Source organism: Aquimarina amphilecti, assembly GCF_900109375.1.
Taxonomy (GTDB): domain Bacteria; phylum Bacteroidota; class Bacteroidia; order Flavobacteriales; family Flavobacteriaceae; genus Aquimarina; species Aquimarina amphilecti.
In genome coordinates, this window is record NZ_FOAB01000007.1 from 1 (window position 1) to 21,458 (window position 21,458).

Here is a 21,458-nt window from a genome sequence, read left to right on the forward strand (position 1 = left end):
AGGAGTTCATACAATAACATATAGTTTTACGAATGCAAATGGATGTACTGATACAGCTTCAGATACTATTGAAGTATTTGGAATTCCAGACACATCTGTAGATGACACCTCATCACCAACTTTTACAGCCAACATTTCCGGAGCTTCTTACCAATGGATCGATTGTGACACCAATACTTCTATTTCTGGTGAAACAAACCAGTCTTTTACCGCAATAGAGAATGGTAGTTACTCAGTAGAAATCACTTTAAATGGATGTTCAGAAAGATCCTCCTGTTTTCTTGTTGCTACTCTTAGCGTGGAAGAGGAAGAATTAAAAGATCAAGATTTACGTATTTACCCTATTCCAACTAAAGGCCTGTTAAACATATCTGTTCCTATAAAAAAAGTGACAATATTCAATATGATAGGTGAAAAAGTTTTTGAAAGTAATACTAATACTTTTGATATTTCGGAATTAAACTCCGGTATTTACTTCGTAAATATTGAAGGAGAAAAAGGAAACACCGTAAAACGAATTCTAAAAGAATAAACTCTTATTCTGTAATCAAACAAAAAAGTCTCTAACTTTAAATTTAGAGACTTTTTTGTTTTATAAGTAAATACTCAACACCGTTACTTTAGTATAATTACCAAATCATCTGCTTCAACCATCGTTCCAGATTTCAAAACTATTTTCTTAATAGTAGCATCTTCATTAGCAGTAATTGTTGTCTCCATTTTCATAGCTTCTATAATAAACAATGGGTCATTTTTCTTTACCTCTTGACCGGTTTTCACTAATACAGAAGATAGAGATCCCTGTAAAGGTGCGCCAATTTGTTTACTATCTGCCTTATCGATTTTAGCGTGAACCACCTTATCTACTTTAATTGAATTGTCTTTAACTTCTACATTTCTTGTTTGTCCGTTTACTTTAAAGAAAACTGTTACCATCCCATCCTCATGGGGCTCTCCTATAGAAATTAATTCAATCAATAAGATTTTACCTTTATCTAGCTCTATGATAATTTCCTCTCCTGGAGTCATTCCATAAAAGAAATTCTTAGTTGGGATATTAACTACATTTCCATACTTAACGTGGTGATTATATGCTCCTGTAAATACTTTGGGATATAATTTATATGAAAGAAAATCTGTAATATCTAGTTCTCTACCCATTCCTTTCTTAAAGACTTTTACAAAATCTTTAAACTCTGTTTCAAAATCTACCGGTTCTAAATGGGCATTTGGTCTATTCGTAAATGGTTTTTGATCTTTTAAAATTGATTTCTGAAGATCTTTCGGAAAACCTCCTTCTGGTTGCCCTAATTCACCTTTAAACAAACTAACTACAGATTGCGGAAATGAAATAGTTTCTCCTCTTTCTTTTACATCTTCTATCGTTAAATTATTACTTACCAGATATTGAGCCATGTCACCTACAACCTTAGAACTTGGTGTAACTTTTACAATGTCACCAAATAGTGTATTAACCTCTCCATACATTTTGGTAATCTCATGGAAACGATCTGCCAACCCTAATCCTTGCGCTTGAGGTTTTAAATTAGAATATTGACCACCAGGAATTTCATGTTGATACACTTCTCCTGTCCCAGCCTTTAGGCCCGATTCAAAAACATAATAATACTCACGGACAGCTTCCCAATAATTAGAATATTCATTCAATTTTGTCGTATCCATAGAATTCTCGCGATCATGGAATTTCAACATCTCCATAACTGCATTAAAATTAGGTTGTGCTGTTAATCCAGAAAGTCCCCCTAATGCAACATCTACAACATCTACTCCAGCTTCTATTGCTTTTAAATACGTTGCAGATTGTACTGAAGAAGTATCGTGTGTATGTAAATGTATTGGAATATTAATTTCTGATTTTAAAGCAGATACCAATTCATATGCTGCATATGGTTTTAATAAACCGGCCATATCCTTTATTCCTAATATATGAGCTCCTGCATTTTCTATATCTTTTGCTAGTTGCACATAATACTCTAAGGTATATTTTGTTCGCTTTGGATCTAAAATATCTCCCGTATAGCATAACGAACCTTCTGCAAGTCCCTGCGTTCGTGTTCTAACATGCTCAATACAAGGAGCAATAGATTTCATCCAATTTAATGAATCAAAGATCCTAAATACATCTACTCCATTTTCCCAAGACTGCTCTACAAATTTACCAATAAGATTATCTGGATAAGCTGTATATCCAACACCATTAGACCCTCTAATCAACATCTGTAATAACAGATTAGGCATAGCTTTTCTCAAAGAACGAAGACGTTCCCAAGGATTTTCTTTTAAAAATCGAAGACAAACATCGAAGGTTGCTCCTCCCCAAACTTCCATACTAAAAACTTCTGGATGATTTTTAGCAAAACCTTCTGCAACTTTAAGCATATCATACGTTCGCATTCTTGTCGCAAGTAAACTTTGATGCGCATCTCGCATGGTTGTATCCGTAAAATGAACCTTCTTCTCATTTTTTAACCAAGAAGCGAATTTCTCAGGCCCCAGTTCTGTAAGTAAATCCTTTGTTCCTTTTTGATAATCAGCCTTCTCCTCAAATTTAGGAATTTGAGGAACTACAAAAGTTTTCGTTGGATCTATATTTTTAACATCAGAGTTACCATTTACAATAATATCACCTAAAAAATTAGCTAATTTAGTAGCACGGTTACGAGATTCCTTAATCTTGAACAGTTCCTTTGTATCTTTAATAAAGTTGACCGTTACCGCCCCTTTCCTAAAAGTATCATGATTTAAAATATTATCTAAAAAAGGCATATTCGTTTTTACACCTCGAATTCTAAATTCTGACAATGCTCTACGCATTTTTCTACAAGCGCCATCCAAAGTTCTACTATTGGCAGAAACTTTTACTAGCATAGAATCAAAGAAAGGAGAAATAGTTACTCCTTGATATACACTACCTGCATCCAATCGAATTCCAAATCCTGATGCACTTCTATACGTAGTTATGGTTCCATAATCAGGTTTAAAATCATTTTCTGGATCTTCTGTTGTGATCCTACATTGCACTGCATATCCATTTACCTTCAAACTTTCCTGACTTTCGATCTTAATCTGTTTGTCAGAAAGTTGGTATCCTCCTGCAATAAAAATCTGAGTTTTAATTAAATCAACACCCGTAACGATCTCAGTAACCGTGTGCTCAACCTGCACACGAGGGTTTACTTCAATAAAATAAATACTGTCATCATCATCCACTAAAAATTCTACTGTCCCAATATTATTATAATCTACTGCACCACAAATCGTTAATGCATACTTATATAAATTATTTAAAATTTCTTGTGAAACCCCATACGAAGGAGCATATTCTATTACTTTTTGATAACGTCTTTGTACTGAACAATCACGTTCGAAAAGATGCACCATATTCCCGTGATGATCTGCTACAATTTGTATCTCAATATGTTTTGGATTTTCAACAAATTTTTCGAGAAAAACAGTATCATCACCAAATGCATTGAGTGCTTCTCTTTGAGATTCAGGATATGCTTTTTCTAACTCCTCTACACTTCTAATAACGCGCATTCCTCTTCCTCCACCTCCAGAAGCTGCTTTTAGCATTACAGGAAAACCAATACGCTTAGCTTCCTTTATAGCAACTTTTACATCAGTAAGATCTTCTTTATTACTCTGAATAATTGGAATATCATTGGCTATAGCTACTTCTTTCGCCATAATCTTATCCCCTAAAGAACGAAGTACAGATACCTTAGGACCTATAAAAATGATGTCATTTTCCTTACAGCTTTGTGCAAAATCAGCATTTTCTGATAAAAACCCATATCCAGGATGTATTGCATCTACATTGTTCTTTTTTGCAACTTGGATAATCGCTTCAATATTTAAATAAGGTTTTAAAGGCTCATTATCAGCACCAATTTGATAAGCTTCATCTGCTTTATAACGGTGTAATGAATACCTATCCTCATAAGTATATACTCCAACCGTCTGTAGACCAATTTCTGTACACGCTCTAAAAATTCGGATGGCTATTTCACCTCGATTAGCAACTAAAACCTTTTTGATTTGCATGATTATAATTTTGTGTTTAAATAATATTTAGCGAACATTCGCTGCGAAGATATTGATTAGTAAGAATACTTGCAATACATTTTAATCAGAATAAATTAAATAATTAATTTTTATAGTAATAATTAACTGATTCACTTTTCTTGTTACGTTAAATACTTTAATTTATTATAAGGAAACTACTTCTGAATCTTATTGTAATAGGCTTTTTCAGTTACTTCAGACCATTTAGAAATTCTTTTCTGAAAAGTGGAATAACTTTCATACACTTCTTTAGACAAAGGATCATCTCCTATCATTTCTTGTATAGCTTCATCAGTAAAGCCTCTTAAAGCATCTAGAGTTTCTTTAGAAAATTCTCTAATCTCCACTCCTTCTTCATTCACCAATTTATCTAGGTAAATTCCATTCTGTTTGTCAAACTCTGATAACACCCAAACTTGTGCTCGTTTTGCTGCTGCTTGTAAAACAGCTTGTAAATGTGGTGGTAAACCATCGTGCAAGTTTTTATTGATAAAAAATTCTAATTGAGAACCAGTTTCATGCCAACCTGGCGTGTAATAATATTTTGAGATTTTATGAAATCCCATTTTATAATCATGATAAGGACCAATCCATTCTGTAGCATCAATGACTCCTCGCTCTAAGCTTGTATAAATCTCACTACCCGCAACTAAAACAGCTGCTCCTCCCGCTTTTTCAAGAACTTTACCTCCTATTCCTGGTAAGCGCATTTTTAATCCTTTAAAATCTTCTATAGAATTAATCTCACGATTAAACCATCCCCCCATTTGTACTCCAGTATTTCCCCCCATATAAGGTACCAGATTAAATTTTGCATACGTTTTTTTCCAAAGTTCATATCCTCCTCCTACCTCTAACCAGGATGTTATTTGTTGACTATTCATTCCAAAAGGGACTGCCGCAAAAAATTGCGCAGCTGGTGTTTTACCTGCCCAATAATATGCTGCCCCACAACCCATCTCAATCGTCCCTTGAGAAACCGCATCAAAAGCTTCTAAAGGAGGCACTAATTCTCCACCTCCATATACTTTAATTTTGATTTGGCCATTAGAAAGCTCATCTACCCACTGAGTGTACTTCTCCGCTACTTCTCCTACGACAGGAAAATTAGGAGGCCAAGTTGTAGTCATTTTCCAATGAAATACTTTATTAGGTTTAGTTACGTCATATGATGAAGAGTTCCTCATGCTGGCAGGCGGTTCTCCTAAACATGATAGAACTAGAGTTGTCATAACTGTTAGTATAAACCCTCTAATAACTTGTAATTTTTTTACTGAATATAAATTCATAATTTTATATTTATGAAGTAACTGAAAACATTAAACTTCGTTAAAAATAATCTCGGGAAAAAACATCACTAAACTCACAATGATTAATTGAATAATAATGAAAGGGATAATGCCTCTATATATTTGGCTAGTTTTGACCGTTTCTGGTGCAACGCCCTTTAGATAAAATAAAGCAAAACCGAATGGCGGGGTAAGAAATGAAGTTTGTAAATTTAAAGCCATTAAAATTCCAACCCAAAGCATATTCATGTCAAAAGCATTAAAAATAGGCGTTACTACTGGCACAATTATAAATACAATCTCTATAAAGTCTATAAAAAAACCTGCTACAAAAATTACAACCATTACTAGTAACAGAAACATCATTGGTGTCAACTGAGACGACATAATTAATTCTTGAAGATACCTATCCCCTCCTAATGTTCTAAAAACAAGTGTAAATGTAGTTGCTCCCAATAATATAAAAAATACCATCGATGTTAAACGAGTTGTCTCTTGAGCAACCTCTCTTAATATTTTAAGTGAAAATTTCTTCTGAATAATGGTTAAAAAAGTTGCTCCTAATGCTCCGATCCCTGAAGCTTCTGTAGGAGAAGCTATTCCTGTAAAAATAGAACCTAATACGATTACAATTAATAATACTGGTAACAATAATATTTTAATAATTTTAGAAGTAAAATTACTCCCTCGAAATGCTTTAATTTCATCTGCAGGTATACTTGGTGCGTCTTCTTTATGAACTAATGACTTTATCAATATATATACAACATACAACCCCACCAAAATTAAACCTGGTAACAAAGCAGCAGAAAATAGTGCTCCTACATCAACTGAAGCCGCTCCTCGGGATGAACTATTTATGGTATCTGCTAATAATACTAATACAATAGAAGGTGGAATAATCTGACCCAAAGTACCAGAAGAAGCGATTACTCCGACAGCAAGTTCTGTTTTATATCCTCTTTTTAGCATTGTAGGCAAACTGATCAATCCCATTGTTACTACAGTAGCTCCAACAATACCTGTCGAAGCAGCTAATAAGGCCCCTACTATAACTACAGAAATTGCCAAGCCTCCTCTAACACGACCAAACATCATTGCCATAGTTTCTAATAAACTTTGGGCAAGTCCAGATTTTTCTAGCATAATTCCCATAAAAATAAACAACGGGACCGCCATTAAAACATAATTATTTACAACTCCCATAATTCGAGAAGGCAATAAATAAAATGTAGACATTGTAAAATACTCAGGAGCAAAAATCGATACTCCAAAAGCAAAAGCTACAGAAATCCCTCCCAATGTAAAGGCTACTGGATATCCTTTTAAAATTAAAATAAAGATAACTACGAATAGAATGATTGCTAAAAACTCCATTAATTAACTCTATTAAAAATTATTTGAATTGATTTTAGCATCTGAGAAATTCCTTGTATTAGCAAGAATACAAATCCCAACGTAATACAAAACTTAAGAACATAAAGGGCCGGTAAACCTCCTACCTGAGGCGAGGATTCTCTTATCATAAAGGATGACAAACTATAATACCAAGAAGAGACAATCACTACATAACACCAAGGAATAAGTAAAAAAGCGCCACCTAGCAAATCGATCCAAGCTTTCCTCTTTTTAGAAAAATTGGTATAAAAAACATCTACTCTTACATGTTTACCATATTTAAAAGTATATCCCGAACCAACCAAAAACAGAATTCCAAATAAATAGATCTCTGTTTCTATCATCCAGATAAATGTAAATTGGAATACATACCTTATAATAACATCTAAACCTATTATAACAGCTAAAAAAACAGCAACCCAACTAACTAAGCTTCCCGTTTTTTCACCTATCCAATCAAGAAAACTTATGAATTTTTGCATCTATACATGTATCTAAATATAAGTGTTGAAGATACTAAAATTAGATACAATTGTTGTTTTCGAAAATAATTTACAGATAACTTAATTCGGTTTATCTCACAAAAACTAATTCATTTTCCTTGGTTGTATACTCTTCACTAAAGCTATATCCATCATAATTAAACCCTTTTAACTCTTCTATGGTTTCTGCTCCTGTATCAATAATGTAACGCACCATCATACCACGGGCTTTTTTCGCGAAGAAACTAATCATCTTTAATTTATCACCTTTCCAATCTTTAAACTGTGGAGTAATGATAGGAACCTTTAATACCTTCTTATCAATCACGCTGAAATATTCATTACTTGCCAGATTTACAAACAACTCATCTTCTTGTAATTCCTCATTAATTTGTTCGGTTACTTGTTTCTTCCAAAATTCGTATAAGTTATTTTTGCGTCCCACCTTTAGCTTAGTCCCCATTTCTAATCGATATGGCTGCATTAAATCTAATGGTTTTAACACTCCATATAAACCCGAAAGTATTCTTAATTTATCTTGTAAAGTATCTAATTTATCTTCTGGAATATTGTAACTATCTAATCCTATATATACATCTCCTTTAAATGCGTACACCGAAGGTCGTGCATTTTCTGTTGTAAAGGGAAGGTTCCAATCTTGATTACGTTGCCAATTTAATTGAGCCAAATTATCACTGATACTCATCAAATCTGACAATTTTTTAGGAGTTTTTTTCTGAAGAACTGAATTTAACTTTTCTGCCTCAGCTAAAAATAATGGTTCCGAATATTTTTTAGTAGGTAAAGGCGTTTCAAAATCCAAAGACTTTGCTGGAGATATTACGATTTTCATTCCGATAACTTTTGTTTTCTCAAAAATACAATAGTAAGTCGACATATAAAATCGGCCCAAGTAATTCTTGTCTATCGAAGTATTGACATGTTCTATTCTAACAAAACTAAAAGAATACTTTTTTTCAACACCAAAAACCTAATTAACTAACAAAAAGGGAATTATATTTTTTTTAACAGAAAAAATCCCTTAAATTTATAACGTTTTTAACGTAATTCACTCAAAAAAATTTACAATTGTCATATATAGTTTGATTGATATTTTTTCAATCAATAACACACCTATTTATCTTATTTAATAGCAAGCTCACATATTCTATTAAATAAACATATATGACATGAAACTACGAATTACAACCAAATGCATTTCTATTACTTTTTTAATTGTTTTATTTTATTCTTGCGAAAAGGATGAAATACTAAAAACCGAAAAAGAACAAACAATTCCTTTAACTGTTCAGGATACAACTTATACGAATGCACAACTAAAAAAAGTACTAGATGAAGAGCTAGAAATCATCAAACTAGCAAAAAACGGATATATAAGAGACGTATCTGGAATGAATGTAGAAAAAGAAAATCCTAAAAAAATTTACATGCATTATATGCCATGGTTTCAGAACAAAGATTTTGATGGATACTGGGGTCAGCATTGGACCATGATAAATCAAAATCCGGATAATATTAAAGAAAATGGCAAACGAGAAATTGCTTCCTACTTTTATCCAGTAATTGGTCCTTATTCTTCAAGCGATCCTGATTTACAAGAATATCATTTTTTAATGATGAAATTAGCAGGTATTGATGGGGTGATATTCGATTGGTATGGGAGTAAAGATCTACACGACTACCAAAAAATAAAAAATGCGACAGAAAGTTTTATAACAAGATTAGAAGATTTAGATTTTGACTTTTCAATTATGTATGAAGATAGAGTAGCGGTTCAAGCCTTTAACCAAACCCTATCCCCTAGTCCTATTGAAGCCGTACAAGAAGATTTATTATATATTAACGATACATACTTTTCTAGCCCCAATTATATAAAACATAATAATAAAAATCTATTATTTGTATTTGGGCCGCATCATATTACAACTCAACCAGAATGGGATACTATTTTTGATATATTACCAACAGATAATCGTCCAGATTTTCTAACATTATGGGCAGCAAATAATTTAGTAGGAGAAAATGCAACGGGGGAATTCCTATGGGTAGACGAAGATCACTTACTAGCACACGAACATTATTATGATTATTATCCAACCGAAAATTTAACTATAGTAGGATCATCATATCCAGGTTTTAATAGTTTTTACGAAGAAGGTGGCTGGTCTGAAGGCATCAATTCATGGAGTATAGATCATAACCAAGGTCAAATATTTGCAGAAACATTAAACTATACTCATCATGAAATTTCAGATTTTATTCAAATAATTACTTGGAATGATTTTGGAGAAGGAACTATGGTAGAACCTACAGAAGAATTTGGTTTTATGTATCTGCAGCTCCTACAACAATATACTGGTGTCGAATTCACTACGACTGACTTAAATGTTGCATTAGATCTATACTTAGCAAGAAAAGAATTTAAGAATAATATTATAGCCCAAAAATACCTCGACAGAACCTATAAATATATTAAACAGCAAAATATGGTACGTGCCGATAAAATTATTAAAGCAGTAAATCGGTTTCTCTAATTAAATTTCCTACATAACACTCATTTATAAACAAAAAAAAGCCCGTCTTGAAAGACGGGCTTATGTTTTAAAAAAGTCAAAATGTATATATTATAATACTTTCACGTTTACCGCGTTCATTCCTTTTTTACCTTCTTTAAGTTCAAACTCTACTTCATCACCTTCACGAACTTCGTCGATTAAGCCTGAAATGTGTACGAAATGGTCTTTGTTTGATCCTTCTTCTGTGATGAATCCAAATCCTTTGGAGTCATTAAAAAATTTTACTGTTCCTTTGTTCATTATAAATAATTAAAGCGCGAAGATAACATTAATAACCGAGCAATCCCTATTTATTTCAAAATAAAGTTTTTAGTAACAATTATTTAATATAAAAACTATGGAATCGCAACAGAGATTTTGCCCTTATTTTTTAATATTTAGATGTATATTCTACTTCCTTCAACATCAAATCAAGTGCTTTCCTATCCAACCATTTTCCTTTAAGCATTACTCCTTCAATGGTTTTGGTATTTTGTATATCCTCTAATGGGTTTTTACTTAATAACACCAGGTCCGCTAATTTACCTTCAGCAATAATACCACTTAATGGTCTTTCTAAATACTTGGCAGGGTTTACAGTGGCCGTTTTTAAAGTTTCGAATGGTGTAAGTCCCGATTCTTGTATCAATTCCAACTCTCTATGTAATGAAAAACCAGGTAAAAACAATCCATATGTATCACTTCCCGCTAACAATGGTACTTTTTCGTTGTTTAATATCTTAGTAAACCTTTGTTGCCATTCTAACTCGTTTTGCAATCGAATCAAGGATTCAGGAGCAGTAAACCAAGAGTTTGTGCGATAATGAATACTATCCGACATGCAATAAGCAGCATATTTTTTGGGAAGATATTTTATTTCATCATTTTTTTTCAAAATCTCGAACTTATCATCATCAGCATATCTACCAATCATCTCAAAAATACCTAAAGTGGGTGAAACATAAACACCACTCTTTTTCATTTTTATCGCTGCTTCTTTAAGATATTTGACATCTTCCTTTTCTTCAGAACTAAAAATATTCATAAACTCCTCTATGTGGGCTATTGACTTCATTTTTAAAGAATACCCTAAAGGCAATTTTCTTTGACCATGCCCAATTACAGGAATACCATATTTTGTAGTCTCTTCAAGAAGTTTCAGATATATTTCTTTTGGTAAATTATCTGCTATTTTTAGAAAATCATACCCTCTTTTTTTATGATTTTCAACTACATCTATAACATCATCTACAGTTTGTAAATTTTCTGCTTTAAGATAAGGTCCCGAAGTCACATAGTAAGGAGCTAACATTTTGTTAGTATTGGCTTCTTCTCTAATTTTTATTTGATCTTGCCCTTCATACTCCGCCATATTTCTAGCGGCAGTGACACCATTAGCTATTAATAATTTAAATTCATTCTGAATATTGTTTTCTAAGTGATAATGCATTTCTGCTAAACCAGGAATAAGATACTTACCTTTAGCATTTATAACACTATCAACGTTCTTGGTTATCTTTACTGAAACAGGTTCAATTTTAGATATTTTTCCATTTGTAATGATTACTCGTTGATTATATAATACTACTTCTCTATTCATTGGAATAATATTAACATCTTCGAAAGCAAAACTTTTTGATTGACTAAATAATGGACCCAAATTGATCACCATTAAAATACAATAAGAAATAAAGGACTTACTTAATTTAAACATTTTGTTTGATTTTATTGTTACAAAGTCAAACCTAGTAAAAGTGATTACTTACAATGTTCAGGATTGTAGGATTCTAATAAATCCGAACCTATTCTTGCTCCTTTTTGAAGGTATTAGGAGTCATTCCTGTCTCTTTTTTGAAAGCAGTATAAAAAGTTGTTTTAGATTTAAATCCAGCTTCTAATCCAATAGCTAATAAACTATATCTATTAAATTCTTTATCGAGAATCATTTGTTTTACATCTTGTATTCTATAATAATTAATAAACTCCGAAAAATTCATATCACTAAAAGTATTAATCTGCGTGGAGAGATAACCGGCGCTTATTCCTAATCGCTTAGCTACCATATCTCTATTTAGATCAGGATTATGATGAATATGTTCTTGTTGTAATAAAACCATCAATTGATCTATATATGGATTCTTGTCATCCTTTATTGATGATCTTATATTTTTCACAGAGCGATTAAGAAGTTGTCTAACTTCGTATTTATCATTAGACAATTTAAATTGATATAATCCTTTATAAATTAACCAATACATAAAAATTGAAACCGCAACCCATAAAAACGTTAAGGGGATTTTGGTGCCATACAGAAAACGTTTTCCTTCTATAACAACGCCATAAAGTTCTAAAAAAGACATGAATATCCAGATCCATTTAATCCACTTAATAGCAACTTCCTTTTTACTATTAAAAATATACTTTGCCGAAAAAAGCATTAAAATGACAGGGAAAACAATGGTTAAAATACTGACTATCTTATAGAAGTAAAATACAACTTCTTTCTTCCGTGCTAAGACAATCTCGTATACATCAAATATTGTATCCAAAGAGATTAAAATATTAATAATACTAAGAATCAAAAATGGAATATAAAGCAGTTTGCTTTTCTTAGTCTCTATAAAAGGATGTTTAACTTTCTGTAGAAAAAAAACAAATAGTGTTACAGGGTATAAAAATTGCCATAAAAAAAGATCCGAAATTGATATAATTATCGGGTTTTTATTTAAATCCCAAAACCAATTATTTATTCCAATTAAGGATAATATTATAAGGGTATATCCAAGATAAGAGTGTTCTTTATTTTTAAAGAATCTGGAAAACAAAATGATAAACCCTAAAAGAAATCCATGAATAATTCCTATTAAGGTAAAAATTTCTAAAAAAGATATTTCCATTTCTTTATTTGAACTCTATAAGCTAGGCATCTAATTGATTCTTAGCATAATTCCTCCAGCGTTCCACACATTGTTGCATATCATCAGGAACAGAAGTCTCAAAATTCATTTTCTCTCCAGTAACTGGATGAATAAAACCTAAAGTTCTTGCATGTAGTGCTTGTCTTGGCAATACTTTAAAACAATTTTCTACGAACTGCTTATATTTAGTAAAAGTAGTCCCCTTAAGAATTTTTTCTCCTCCATAACGCTCATCATTAAATAAGGTATGGCCTATATATTTCATATGCACACGAATCTGGTGAGTTCTACCTGTCTCTAACTTACAGGAAACCAAAGTAACATACCCCAATCGTTCTATAACCTTATAATGAGTAACAGCAGGCTTTCCTTTCTCTATATCATCTCCTTCAAAAACAGTATTTTGCAACCTATTCTTAGGATGACGACCAATATTACCCTCTACAGTTCCTTCTTCTTCGGTTACATTACCCCACACAATTGCTACATATTCTCTTTCCGAAGTCTTATCAAAAAATTGCTTGGCTAAATGAGTCATAGCATCTTCCGTTTTTGCTACCACCAATAATCCACTAGTGTCTTTATCTATACGGTGTACCAAACCTGGCCGATCACTACTGTTATTTGGGAGGTTATCAAAATGATAAATAAGTGCATTAATTAAGGTACCTGAATAATTTCCGTGACCTGGATGCACAACCATTCCAGCTGGTTTATTAACTACCAACAAAGCATCATCCTCATATACAATGTCTAATGGGATATTTTCTGGAGTTAATAAATTCTCATATGGAGGGTGAGAAAACAAAACCCTAACTATATCATTAGGTTTTACCTTATGATTTGACTTTACAGAAACATCATTTACAAAAACACTCCCAGCTTTAGCAGCTTGTTGTATTTTATTTCGAGTAGCATTTTCAACAAAATTCATCAAAAATTTATCCACACGAAGTGGAACCTGTCCTGCTCCAGCAACAAATCGATGATGCTCATATAAATCATCTTCATTAGGTCCTAGCTCTTCAATATCTGGATTTTCTTCCAAAAGTATTTTATTTTTGAATTTAATTTTATTGTGGAAGTCTTAAGTTCCCACTCTCATCACCAACTACAAGATCAATCGTTGATGTTTTCATTATTCTATCTCCTGGCTTTAATCTTTTCCCTTTATACCTAAGTTCTAACACTTGATCTGATGGATCGGGTTTAAATGTTATAGATCCAATCTTAAAACCTAAAGCAACCAATCTAGGCTCTACTTGTCGCCTAGTTTTACGAATTACATCAGGAACTTCAATCTTACGATAACCTGAAGGATTTAAGGTTACATAAATTTTTCTATTCTCTTTTACCATATTTCCGGCAGGAGGATTTTGTTCTATTACAGAGTATCTAGGGAAATCAGGGTTGAAATTTGCAGAATCCTGTACTTCAAATCGTAAATCCTTAGACTCCACAAGCATCTTTACCTCATCTAATGACTTCTTACTTAAACTTGGCACCACTATCCGTTGATCGTGGTTCGTGGAGCTGTCCAACCATTTAAGAGCTATAAAGCATATAATTGCGATCATAGCCACAGCAATCACTAATTGAATAAGAAATGTTTTACTCCAAATAAATCTCAAAAGTCCTTTTAAAAATTCCATGTATCGATTGATAGTTTCGGCAAAGATATAAAAACGGAAACTTTTTAGCTTTTGTTGTTAGATAAATGATATTTTTGTTTGTAAACCTTATTCAATGAAGAAAAATATTGCCATCCTTATGGGAGGTTATTCCAGTGAATTTGATATTTCTATTAAAAGCGGAAATGTAGTATATAAACATTTGGACAAAAATATATATGAACCTTATCGTGTTCATATAACCAAAGATTCGTGGTATTACATAAATGATAATGAGGAAAAAACAATTATTGATCGAAGTGATTTTTCATTACAACTAAACGGTGCTAAGATTACTTTTGATGCTGCATTTAATATTGTTCACGGTACTCCTGGGGAAGATGGATTATTACAAGCTTATTTTGAGTTAATAGGAATTCCACAAACTGCTTGTGATTTTTATCCAGCTGCACTCACCTTTAATAAAAGAGACTGTATTAGTGCATTGAGACCTTATGGTATTCCAACTGCTACAAATTATTTTCTAAATAAAGGAGATGTTATAAATCCTAAAGCAATCATAGATAAAGTAGGATTGCCTTGTTTTGTGAAAGCAAACAAAGCAGGTAGCAGCTATGGCGTTTCTAAAGTGAAAGAAGAAAAAGAACTACTTTCTGCAATAGATATAGCTTACAAAGAAGATGATGAAATTATCATTGAATCCTTTTTAAGCGGAACTGAAGTATCCGTAGGGGTCATTACATATAAAGGAAAGGACACTGTATTACCTATTACTGAAATTGTCTCCGAAAATGACTTTTTTGATTATGAAGCTAAATATTTAGGCAAATCACAAGAAATAACACCTGCCAGGTTAAATGAAGATGATGAAAAAAAGGTGAAAGATTTAGCTTTAAAGGTATACCAAACACTTAAAATGAAAGGCTTTTCTAGAAGTGAATATATTTTTCATAATGGCGAACCTCATTTTATTGAAATGAATACCAATCCAGGTTTTAGTGAAGCAAGTATTTTACCGCAACAAGCCATCGCAGCTGGTATTAGCTTAAAAGAATTATTAACCAATACTATCCAAGAAGCAACAAAGGGAAATAGTTAAGTACATAAAAATTAAGATTAAACTAATTTTAAACTTTGTAACTTTACCTATATTTATACAAATATTCAGAAATCACTTATGAGAAGAGCTGTTTTTCCTGGTTCATTTGATCCTATAACTTTAGGACATTACGATATAATAGAAAGAGGATTAACTCTTTTTGATGAAGTTATTCTAGCTATTGGTGTAAATGCTGAAAAAAAATATATGTTTTCACTTGAAGAGCGAAAACACTTCATCGAAGAAGCATTTAAAAATGAACCCAAAATCAAAGTAATGACATATAAGGGACTTACAGTAGATTTTTGCAAACAACAAAATGCTAATTTCATTCTTCGAGGATTAAGGAACCCGGCAGATTTCGAATTTGAAAAAGCAATTGCGCATACAAATAGAAAATTAACAGAAATTGAAACTGTCTTCTTGCTAACATCCTCTGGAAAAAGCTATATATCTTCTTCTATTGTTCGCGATGTCATTAGAAATAATGGTGATTACACAGGTCTAGTACCCGATACAGTAATTGTCAAAAAAGGATAAAATTCATAAAACCCCAAAAACCCACCTACATGAAAACTACATCTAATATTGGTAGACTACTAATTCTTTCTATTATTACATTATTTTATGCTTGTAGTACTGATAATGAAACTGATGATAACGATGATAACACCATCGACCCTATAACTTGTGAGAATTCTGACAGTGCTATTATTTATGAAGAAAAAGACGGACTAGTTGCTGTTGAATTTGAAAGTATTAAGGATAATAATGATTGGGTAAAGGAAAACTCAACTAGTGGTTTTTTAGGAACACATTACTTGGTATGGAAAGAGAATCAATTCTTAGGAGCTCCTGGCAATGGTCTTCTTACTTATAAAATAAAAATTTCTAATCCAGGTGTTTATCGATTTATCTGGAGATCCAGAATAACTAATGGAACATCAGGTTCTGAACACAATGATTCATGGTTGCGATTTGCAGATGCTTCAAAGTTTTATGGAAAAAAAGGAGAAAGCTTCGTCTATCCAGCGGATACAGGTCAATCTCCTATTCCTAATGGATCTAGTAAAGATGGTTGGTTTAAAATATATAAAAGTGGGGCCGCTGATCAATGGAAATGGCAATCCTCTACTAGTGATAATGATGCTCATGATATTTTTGTAGAATTTGATGCACCTGGAACTTATACCATGGAAGTTTCGGCTAGATCTACTTTTCATGCACTTGATAGATTTGTTTTATTCTCTGAAAATATCGATCAAAATGATGCAATTGACGAAACCACAGTATTAAGCGAAATCACATGTAATTAATGAAGAAAAGAAAAATTGGGACTATTAGTGTTGTAGTAAAAGACTATGACGAAGCAATCCGATTTTATACTGATAAACTAGGTTTTAAGTTAATTGAAGACATTAAATTAGATAATAAACGCTGGGTTACTATTGCGCCAGAGCACAATTCGGAAACTTCTATTTTACTTGCAGAAGGAGTAACTCAAGAGCAGAAAAAAACAATTGGTAATCAAACTGGAGGAAGAGTTTTTCTTTTTCTACATACTGATAATTTCTGGAGAGATTACAACAATATGAAATCTAAAGGAGTTGTTTTTCTAGAAGAGCCTAGAGAAGAGAATTATGGGACTGTAGTGGTTTTTATAGACTTGTATGGAAATAAATGGGATCTTATAGAACACAAAAAATAGACTCCACATTTAAACCTTATGCCTAAATCACGGTCTTACTAAAAAGGCTGCGATTATGGATACTTCTTTAACAGATAAACAAATACAACATCTTTATTGGCGAACTGGTTTCGGAATCAGTGCTCCAGAATTACAAAAGGCAAGGGAATTCTCTAAAAAGGAAATAGTCAATAATTTATTTTCAGAAAGCAGACAAAAAACTAAACTATTACTTGATTTTGGAGCATTATTAAAAGACCCTCGTGATTTATCCAGAGAAGAGCGAAAAGAATTACGAAAGCTTCGAAATCAAAAACTGTTAGAGCTTAATATTGTTTGGTTAAAACAATTAACCGAGACCAAACAGGTTTTAAGAGAGAAAATGACATTGTTTTTTCATAATCATTTCGCTGTGCGATTAAAAAGCCCTAGAGCCGCATTACATTTAAATAACATAATTAGAAAACACGCATTAGAAAATTTTGGAGATATGCTGATGGAAGTCTCTAAGTCTCCTGCAATGCTACTATTTCTTAACAACAGACAAAATCGAAAAAACAATCCAAATGAGAACTTTGCTAGAGAAGTCATGGAACTTTTCACCCTTGGCAGAGACAATGGATATACAGAAGAAGACATAAAGGAAGCCGCAAGAGCATTCACTGGATGGAACTTTAACAAAAGTGGTTCTTTTGTGTTTAGACAAAAACATCATGATTTTGGATCTAAAACTATCTTAGGAAAAACTGGAAATTTTAAAGGAGAAGATGTTATCAAAATTCTTTTAGAACAAAAACAAACAGCTAAATACATCACAGAAAAAATATATCAATATTTTGTAAACGAAAAAATAAAACCAACTCACTTAAAAGAATTAACGGATACATTCTACAGCTCTAATTACAATTTAGAAATTCTAATGAAAAAGATATTCATGAGCAATTGGTTTTATGAATCTCATCATATAGGGATCAAGATAAAATCACCAATTGAACTAATCATTGGTTTAAGTAAACCATTCTGTATAAAATATAAAGATCCTAAAGTACTAATATACTTGCAGCGTAAAATGAATCAAACTCTATTTCTACCGCCCAATGTAGCTGGATGGCCAGGAGGAAAATCGTGGATAGACAATTCTACATTAATGCTTCGCTTAAAACTAGCATCTGTAACCTTAAATGATGGTGTAATAGAATGGCATGATATTGACAATATGGAAGCTACAACAATGATGCGCCAAAAGTTTTACGAAAAAATAAAATCCCAAATGCAAAGAAGAGTTAAGGCAACACCTAATTGGGAAAATTATCTAGTTTCTTTAAATAATAAAAAGAAAGAAGAATTAATTGATTTTATCTTACAACCTAAATTATCTTATGGTGCGAAGACAGTAACAAATACGCTTGATTCTAAAAATACCAAAAACTTTATTATTGAACTAATGAGCTTACCCGAATATCAACTTTGCTAAAACCAGAATTATGGACAGAAGAGATTTTTTAAGACAATCAGTTTTTGCATCAGGAATGGCATTGGTTCCTTCATTCCTTAAAGGGATGGAGTTTTTAACGCCTGAACAATTATCTGGATATAAAAATTTGATAATTATCCAATTATCAGGTGGTAATGATGGACTAAATAGTATCATTCCAATTAGTAATGATATCTATCATCGTCTAAGACCTACTATTTCAAAAAAAGCTACAGAAACTTTAAAAATAACAGATGATTTGGCGTTTAACAATAACTTGAAAGAATTAAGAGAGTTATATGATCTGGGGGAAGTTTCTATAATTAATAATGTAGGATATCCAAACCCTAATAGATCACACTTTAGAAGTACGGACATCTGGCAAACGGCTAGTGATACTAACCAGTATTTATCATCTGGTTGGGTAGGCAGATATCTCGATGCTAATTGCCAGCATCCGTATCAAGCGATAGAAGTAGACAACTCTTTATCATTATCTATGAAAGGAAAAAAATTAAACGGTATTGCTGTCTCTGACCCTAATCAATTACATCGCACAACAAGAGAGCCTTTTTTTAATAGCCTAGCAAATAACACTAAAGAAGAAATGTTAAATGAAGATAATCAAGGATATCTATATAAAACAATGCTAGAAACACATTCATCTGCTTCTTATATTTATAATACTTCTAAAATTTATAAAACCAATGTAGAATATCCGCAATCATCATTTGCAAGAAATTTAAAAACAATAGCTGATTTTATAATATCAGGTTTAAAAACAAGAGTATATTACAGTTCTCTTGGTGGTTTCGATAGCCACGTAAATCAACTAAATAGTCAGGATCGATTGCTTAACACATATTCTGAAGCAATTGGATCATTGGTAAAGGATCTTAAAAAGAATGATCGATTTAAAGATACATTAATCCTTACTTTTTCTGAATTCGGAAGACGTGTGAAGCAAAATGGAAGTCATGGAACTGATCATGGAGCAGCAAATAATGTAATAGCTATAGGAGGCTCATTAAAAAAGACTGGTGTCTATAATGAATTACCTAATTTATCAAATTTAGATACTAATGGAGATCTAAAATACACCGTAGATTTTAGAAGCATTTATGCTACCGTTTTAAATAATTGGTTGGAGGTTAATGACCGACAAGTCTTGGGCAACTATTTCAAAAAGCTATCTTTTGTATAAAGTATTACAAGTTTTTCCAACGAATCAAATCTTTTTGCGCACGATGTAAGTAGTTGGTTACAAAATTAAAAAACCTATGCCAAATACACGTCTTAGTACTTTTAATAAAAACGCAGTAAAACTCACTAAAAATCAATGCTTTTACGCTTTATCAAAACTAAAAACATGGAATAATGACGGAAAACACAACACATATTTTACGGTTTTACCGTAAAATATGTGTTGTTTGTCGATACAAAATAACTCTTCATCTAAAACATGTCAAATCATTTTATTACATAACTATTTGATTGTAAATTTGATACAAATCAAGTAGTAAATTCATTAAGCCCCAAATAATATGAAAACTATCATTCTTTCCATTTTTGTTTTGTTTTCTCTATTCACAATTAGTGCTCAAGAGACCTCTTCTACAGAACTTGTAAAAGTAGAATCTAATAATGTAAAGAATACGAAAGTTGATTTTTATCAGACTTTAATCGCGGTAAATAATTTTGATATTAAAATCAAGAAAGTTGAGACTACTAGTGTAGAAACCAAAACCGATTTTTATAAAGCCTTGATGATCAAAAACGGTTTTATCACTGATAGCGAAAAAACTACTCGTTTAGCTAACAACAACCTAAAAGACAAGGACTCTACAATTACCGACACCACACAAATCACTGGATTATTGCCATAATTTTTTGAATATATATACACTAACCGCACCACTATTTTCTTGCTTGATATAGTGGTGTTTTTTTTTAGTTAAGTTTAGAAAAGCTTACATTTATGTATGCAAATTCATGAAACAGCTTTTATCGTATCTACATACCGCTCATATCACGAGAATATAAGTAAGGATATCTATGCCAAATTATGGAACAATTCTAAAACAGAAGCACTGATTCCTTCTATCATGGAGTCTGTCTCAAAAAAAGAAGCCATTTTACATAGCCTTAGAAATAGATTTTTTCATGAAAGCCTACAATCTTTCTTTGACAACAATAAAGGAGGAACTCTAATTAATTTTGGAGCAGGTTTTAGCATGTACCAATTCATGCTAAACGACAATGTATCTACCATAGAAATTGACAAAAAAGATATAATTGAATATAAAAAGAGTAAAATAAACCTATGGACTAAAGAAGGCAAGTTACCTAAACGCAATATACAATATCTAAGTCTAGATTTTAATTTAGATTCTGAAGAGACAATGATCAACTCATTAAAGAAACTAATTACCAGTCAACCAACATTTATAATACTGGAAGGAGTTTTATTCTTTTTGAATCAAAAAATAACAAACAAGCTTTTTAGAGTTTTTAAAAAAATTCAGAACACCAACGATATAGTTGGAAGCGTATCTTATCTCCCAGAAATAGAAAACACAAAAGTTTATAAAAGATTATTAAATTACTTTGACAGTAATAATGACACGAATGATTCTTTTAATCACCAAACCATCCCAAATTCATATTACAGAAACTTAGATGGGTATTCTCTAAAAAAACATATTGACGAATATAATTTATCAAAAATTTATACTCCAGAACTTGATATTAAAGATAAAAATCAGATTCTTAATGAAAACATGTATTTACTAGAAAGAACAGATTAAGGATTTTA

At 31.9% G+C, this 21,458-nt stretch carries 20 protein-coding genes; 10 read left to right on the forward strand and 10 right to left on the reverse strand.

The genetic code is table 11. The annotated features are described in order from the left end of the window. Window positions 1-532, forward strand: a 532-nt coding sequence (locus tag BMY33_RS17575) for a T9SS type A sorting domain-containing protein (protein WP_139195694.1), incomplete at its 5' end; no start/stop codon positions are given. 83 nt (window positions 533-615) lie between these two features. Here the strand turns inward: BMY33_RS17575 and BMY33_RS17580 are convergent. The 5 genes from BMY33_RS17580 to yaaA form a co-directional block, all read right to left on the reverse strand. Beyond that, window positions 616-4,068 carry a pyruvate carboxylase gene (locus BMY33_RS17580; protein WP_091410993.1) on the reverse strand — a complete coding sequence of 1,151 codons (3,453 nt, stop codon included), beginning with the start codon at window positions 4,066-4,068 and terminating at the stop codon, window positions 616-618. A gap of 176 nt (window positions 4,069-4,244) precedes the next feature. Then, window positions 4,245-5,378, reverse strand: a complete 1,134-nt coding sequence (locus BMY33_RS17585) for a TRAP transporter substrate-binding protein (protein ID WP_244543048.1) — start codon at window positions 5,376-5,378, stop codon at window positions 4,245-4,247. 30 nt (window positions 5,379-5,408) lie between these two features. After that, window positions 5,409-6,755 (reverse strand): TRAP transporter large permease, encoded by a 1,347-nt coding sequence (locus tag BMY33_RS17590; protein ID WP_091410995.1) that lies wholly within the window; start codon window positions 6,753-6,755, stop codon window positions 5,409-5,411. Then, the gene (locus BMY33_RS17595; RefSeq protein WP_091410997.1) at window positions 6,755-7,258 is read right to left on the reverse strand and encodes a TRAP transporter small permease subunit; all 504 of its coding nucleotides are present in this window, start codon (window positions 7,256-7,258) and stop codon (window positions 6,755-6,757) included. The genes BMY33_RS17590 and BMY33_RS17595 overlap by 1 nt, the downstream gene beginning before the upstream one ends. A 91-nt stretch (window positions 7,259-7,349) precedes the next feature. After that, complete coding sequence (gene yaaA / locus BMY33_RS17600) at window positions 7,350-8,111, reverse strand: peroxide stress protein YaaA (RefSeq protein ID WP_091410999.1); 762 nt, start codon at window positions 8,109-8,111, stop codon at window positions 7,350-7,352. Between the two features lie 337 nt (window positions 8,112-8,448). Between yaaA and BMY33_RS17605 the strand changes: the two genes are divergently transcribed. Next, a complete protein-coding gene (locus BMY33_RS17605) occupies window positions 8,449-9,813 on the forward strand; it encodes a glycoside hydrolase family 99 protein (RefSeq protein WP_091411000.1) in 1,365 nt (454 codons plus the stop codon). A 90-nt stretch (window positions 9,814-9,903) separates the two neighbouring features. On the opposite strand, the gene BMY33_RS17610 is transcribed toward BMY33_RS17605, so the two are convergent. The 5 genes from BMY33_RS17610 to BMY33_RS17630 form a co-directional block, all read right to left on the reverse strand. After that, complete coding sequence (locus BMY33_RS17610) at window positions 9,904-10,095, reverse strand: cold-shock protein (RefSeq protein WP_027392365.1); 192 nt, start codon at window positions 10,093-10,095, stop codon at window positions 9,904-9,906. A gap of 130 nt (window positions 10,096-10,225) precedes the next feature. Beyond that, the gene (locus tag BMY33_RS17615; protein WP_091411002.1) at window positions 10,226-11,548 is read right to left on the reverse strand and encodes an amidohydrolase family protein; all 1,323 of its coding nucleotides are present in this window, start codon (window positions 11,546-11,548) and stop codon (window positions 10,226-10,228) included. A gap of 88 nt (window positions 11,549-11,636) precedes the next feature. Next, complete coding sequence (locus tag BMY33_RS17620) at window positions 11,637-12,731, reverse strand: helix-turn-helix domain-containing protein (protein ID WP_091411003.1); 1,095 nt, start codon at window positions 12,729-12,731, stop codon at window positions 11,637-11,639. A 22-nt stretch (window positions 12,732-12,753) separates the two neighbouring features. Beyond that, the gene (locus BMY33_RS17625; RefSeq protein WP_244543049.1) at window positions 12,754-13,800 is read right to left on the reverse strand and encodes an RluA family pseudouridine synthase; all 1,047 of its coding nucleotides are present in this window, start codon (window positions 13,798-13,800) and stop codon (window positions 12,754-12,756) included. A 25-nt stretch (window positions 13,801-13,825) separates the two neighbouring features. Then, entirely contained in the window at window positions 13,826-14,404 is a 579-nt protein-coding gene (locus BMY33_RS17630; protein WP_091411007.1) for a PASTA domain-containing protein, read from the reverse strand. Between the two features lie 94 nt (window positions 14,405-14,498). On the opposite strand from BMY33_RS17630, the gene BMY33_RS17635 reads away from it, so the two are divergent. The 8 genes from BMY33_RS17635 to BMY33_RS17670 all read left to right on the forward strand — a co-directional run bounded on the left by BMY33_RS17635 (window position 14,499) and on the right by BMY33_RS17670 (window position 21,450). Then, window positions 14,499-15,482: a D-alanine--D-alanine ligase gene (locus tag BMY33_RS17635; RefSeq protein WP_091411008.1), complete on the forward strand. Its 984-nt coding sequence runs from the start codon at window positions 14,499-14,501 to the stop codon at window positions 15,480-15,482. 78 nt (window positions 15,483-15,560) lie between these two features. Further along, on the forward strand, window positions 15,561-16,022 hold the full coding sequence (coaD, locus tag BMY33_RS17640) for a pantetheine-phosphate adenylyltransferase (RefSeq protein WP_091411010.1): 462 nt from the start codon (window positions 15,561-15,563) through the stop codon (window positions 16,020-16,022). A gap of 29 nt (window positions 16,023-16,051) precedes the next feature. Next, window positions 16,052-16,798, forward strand: coding sequence for a hypothetical protein (locus tag BMY33_RS17645; protein WP_244543050.1), 747 nt, complete (start codon window positions 16,052-16,054; stop codon window positions 16,796-16,798). Beyond that, entirely contained in the window at window positions 16,798-17,190 is a 393-nt protein-coding gene (locus tag BMY33_RS17650) for a VOC family protein (protein ID WP_091411012.1), read from the forward strand. The genes BMY33_RS17645 and BMY33_RS17650 overlap by 1 nt, the downstream gene beginning before the upstream one ends. A gap of 55 nt (window positions 17,191-17,245) precedes the next feature. Next, the gene (locus tag BMY33_RS17655) at window positions 17,246-18,643 is read left to right on the forward strand and encodes a DUF1800 domain-containing protein (protein WP_091411014.1); all 1,398 of its coding nucleotides are present in this window, start codon (window positions 17,246-17,248) and stop codon (window positions 18,641-18,643) included. Between the two features lie 10 nt (window positions 18,644-18,653). After that, window positions 18,654-19,847: a DUF1501 domain-containing protein gene (locus BMY33_RS17660; RefSeq protein ID WP_091411016.1), complete on the forward strand. Its 1,194-nt coding sequence runs from the start codon at window positions 18,654-18,656 to the stop codon at window positions 19,845-19,847. A 340-nt stretch (window positions 19,848-20,187) separates the two neighbouring features. Next, on the forward strand, window positions 20,188-20,529 hold the full coding sequence (locus BMY33_RS17665) for a hypothetical protein (RefSeq protein WP_091411018.1): 342 nt from the start codon (window positions 20,188-20,190) through the stop codon (window positions 20,527-20,529). 96 nt (window positions 20,530-20,625) lie between these two features. After that, window positions 20,626-21,450 (forward strand): class I SAM-dependent methyltransferase, encoded by an 825-nt coding sequence (locus BMY33_RS17670; RefSeq protein WP_091411020.1) that lies wholly within the window; start codon window positions 20,626-20,628, stop codon window positions 21,448-21,450. Window positions 21,451-21,458: the final 8 nt, after the last annotated feature.

Coding starts and splice junctions, on each gene's coding strand:
- BMY33_RS17590 (WP_091410995.1), bottom strand. CDS start 6,755: ATGGAGTTTTTAGCAATCATTCTATTCGTAGTTATCTTTATTTTAATT.
- BMY33_RS17650 (WP_091411012.1), top strand. CDS start 16,798: ATGAAGAAAAGAAAAATTGGGACTATTAGTGTTGTAGTAAAAGACTAT.
- BMY33_RS17645 (WP_244543050.1), top strand. CDS start 16,052: ATGAAAACTACATCTAATATTGGTAGACTACTAATTCTTTCTATTATT.
- BMY33_RS17615 (WP_091411002.1), bottom strand. CDS start 11,548: ATGTTTAAATTAAGTAAGTCCTTTATTTCTTATTGTATTTTAATGGTG.
- BMY33_RS17605 (WP_091411000.1), top strand. CDS start 8,449: ATGAAACTACGAATTACAACCAAATGCATTTCTATTACTTTTTTAATT.
- BMY33_RS17670 (WP_091411020.1), top strand. CDS start 20,626: ATGCAAATTCATGAAACAGCTTTTATCGTATCTACATACCGCTCATAT.
- BMY33_RS17660 (WP_091411016.1), top strand. CDS start 18,654: ATGGACAGAAGAGATTTTTTAAGACAATCAGTTTTTGCATCAGGAATG.
- BMY33_RS17580 (WP_091410993.1), bottom strand. CDS start 4,068: ATGCAAATCAAAAAGGTTTTAGTTGCTAATCGAGGTGAAATAGCCATC.
- BMY33_RS17635 (WP_091411008.1), top strand. CDS start 14,499: ATGAAGAAAAATATTGCCATCCTTATGGGAGGTTATTCCAGTGAATTT.
- BMY33_RS17620 (WP_091411003.1), bottom strand. CDS start 12,731: ATGGAAATATCTTTTTTAGAAATTTTTACCTTAATAGGAATTATTCAT.
- BMY33_RS17610 (WP_027392365.1), bottom strand. CDS start 10,095: ATGAACAAAGGAACAGTAAAATTTTTTAATGACTCCAAAGGATTTGGA.
- coaD (WP_091411010.1), top strand. CDS start 15,561: ATGAGAAGAGCTGTTTTTCCTGGTTCATTTGATCCTATAACTTTAGGA.
- BMY33_RS17595 (WP_091410997.1), bottom strand. CDS start 7,258: ATGCAAAAATTCATAAGTTTTCTTGATTGGATAGGTGAAAAAACGGGA.
- yaaA (WP_091410999.1), bottom strand. CDS start 8,111: ATGAAAATCGTAATATCTCCAGCAAAGTCTTTGGATTTTGAAACGCCT.
- BMY33_RS17585 (WP_244543048.1), bottom strand. CDS start 5,378: ATGAATTTATATTCAGTAAAAAAATTACAAGTTATTAGAGGGTTTATA.
- BMY33_RS17665 (WP_091411018.1), top strand. CDS start 20,188: ATGAAAACTATCATTCTTTCCATTTTTGTTTTGTTTTCTCTATTCACA.
- BMY33_RS17655 (WP_091411014.1), top strand. CDS start 17,246: ATGGATACTTCTTTAACAGATAAACAAATACAACATCTTTATTGGCGA.
- BMY33_RS17630 (WP_091411007.1), bottom strand. CDS start 14,404: ATGGAATTTTTAAAAGGACTTTTGAGATTTATTTGGAGTAAAACATTT.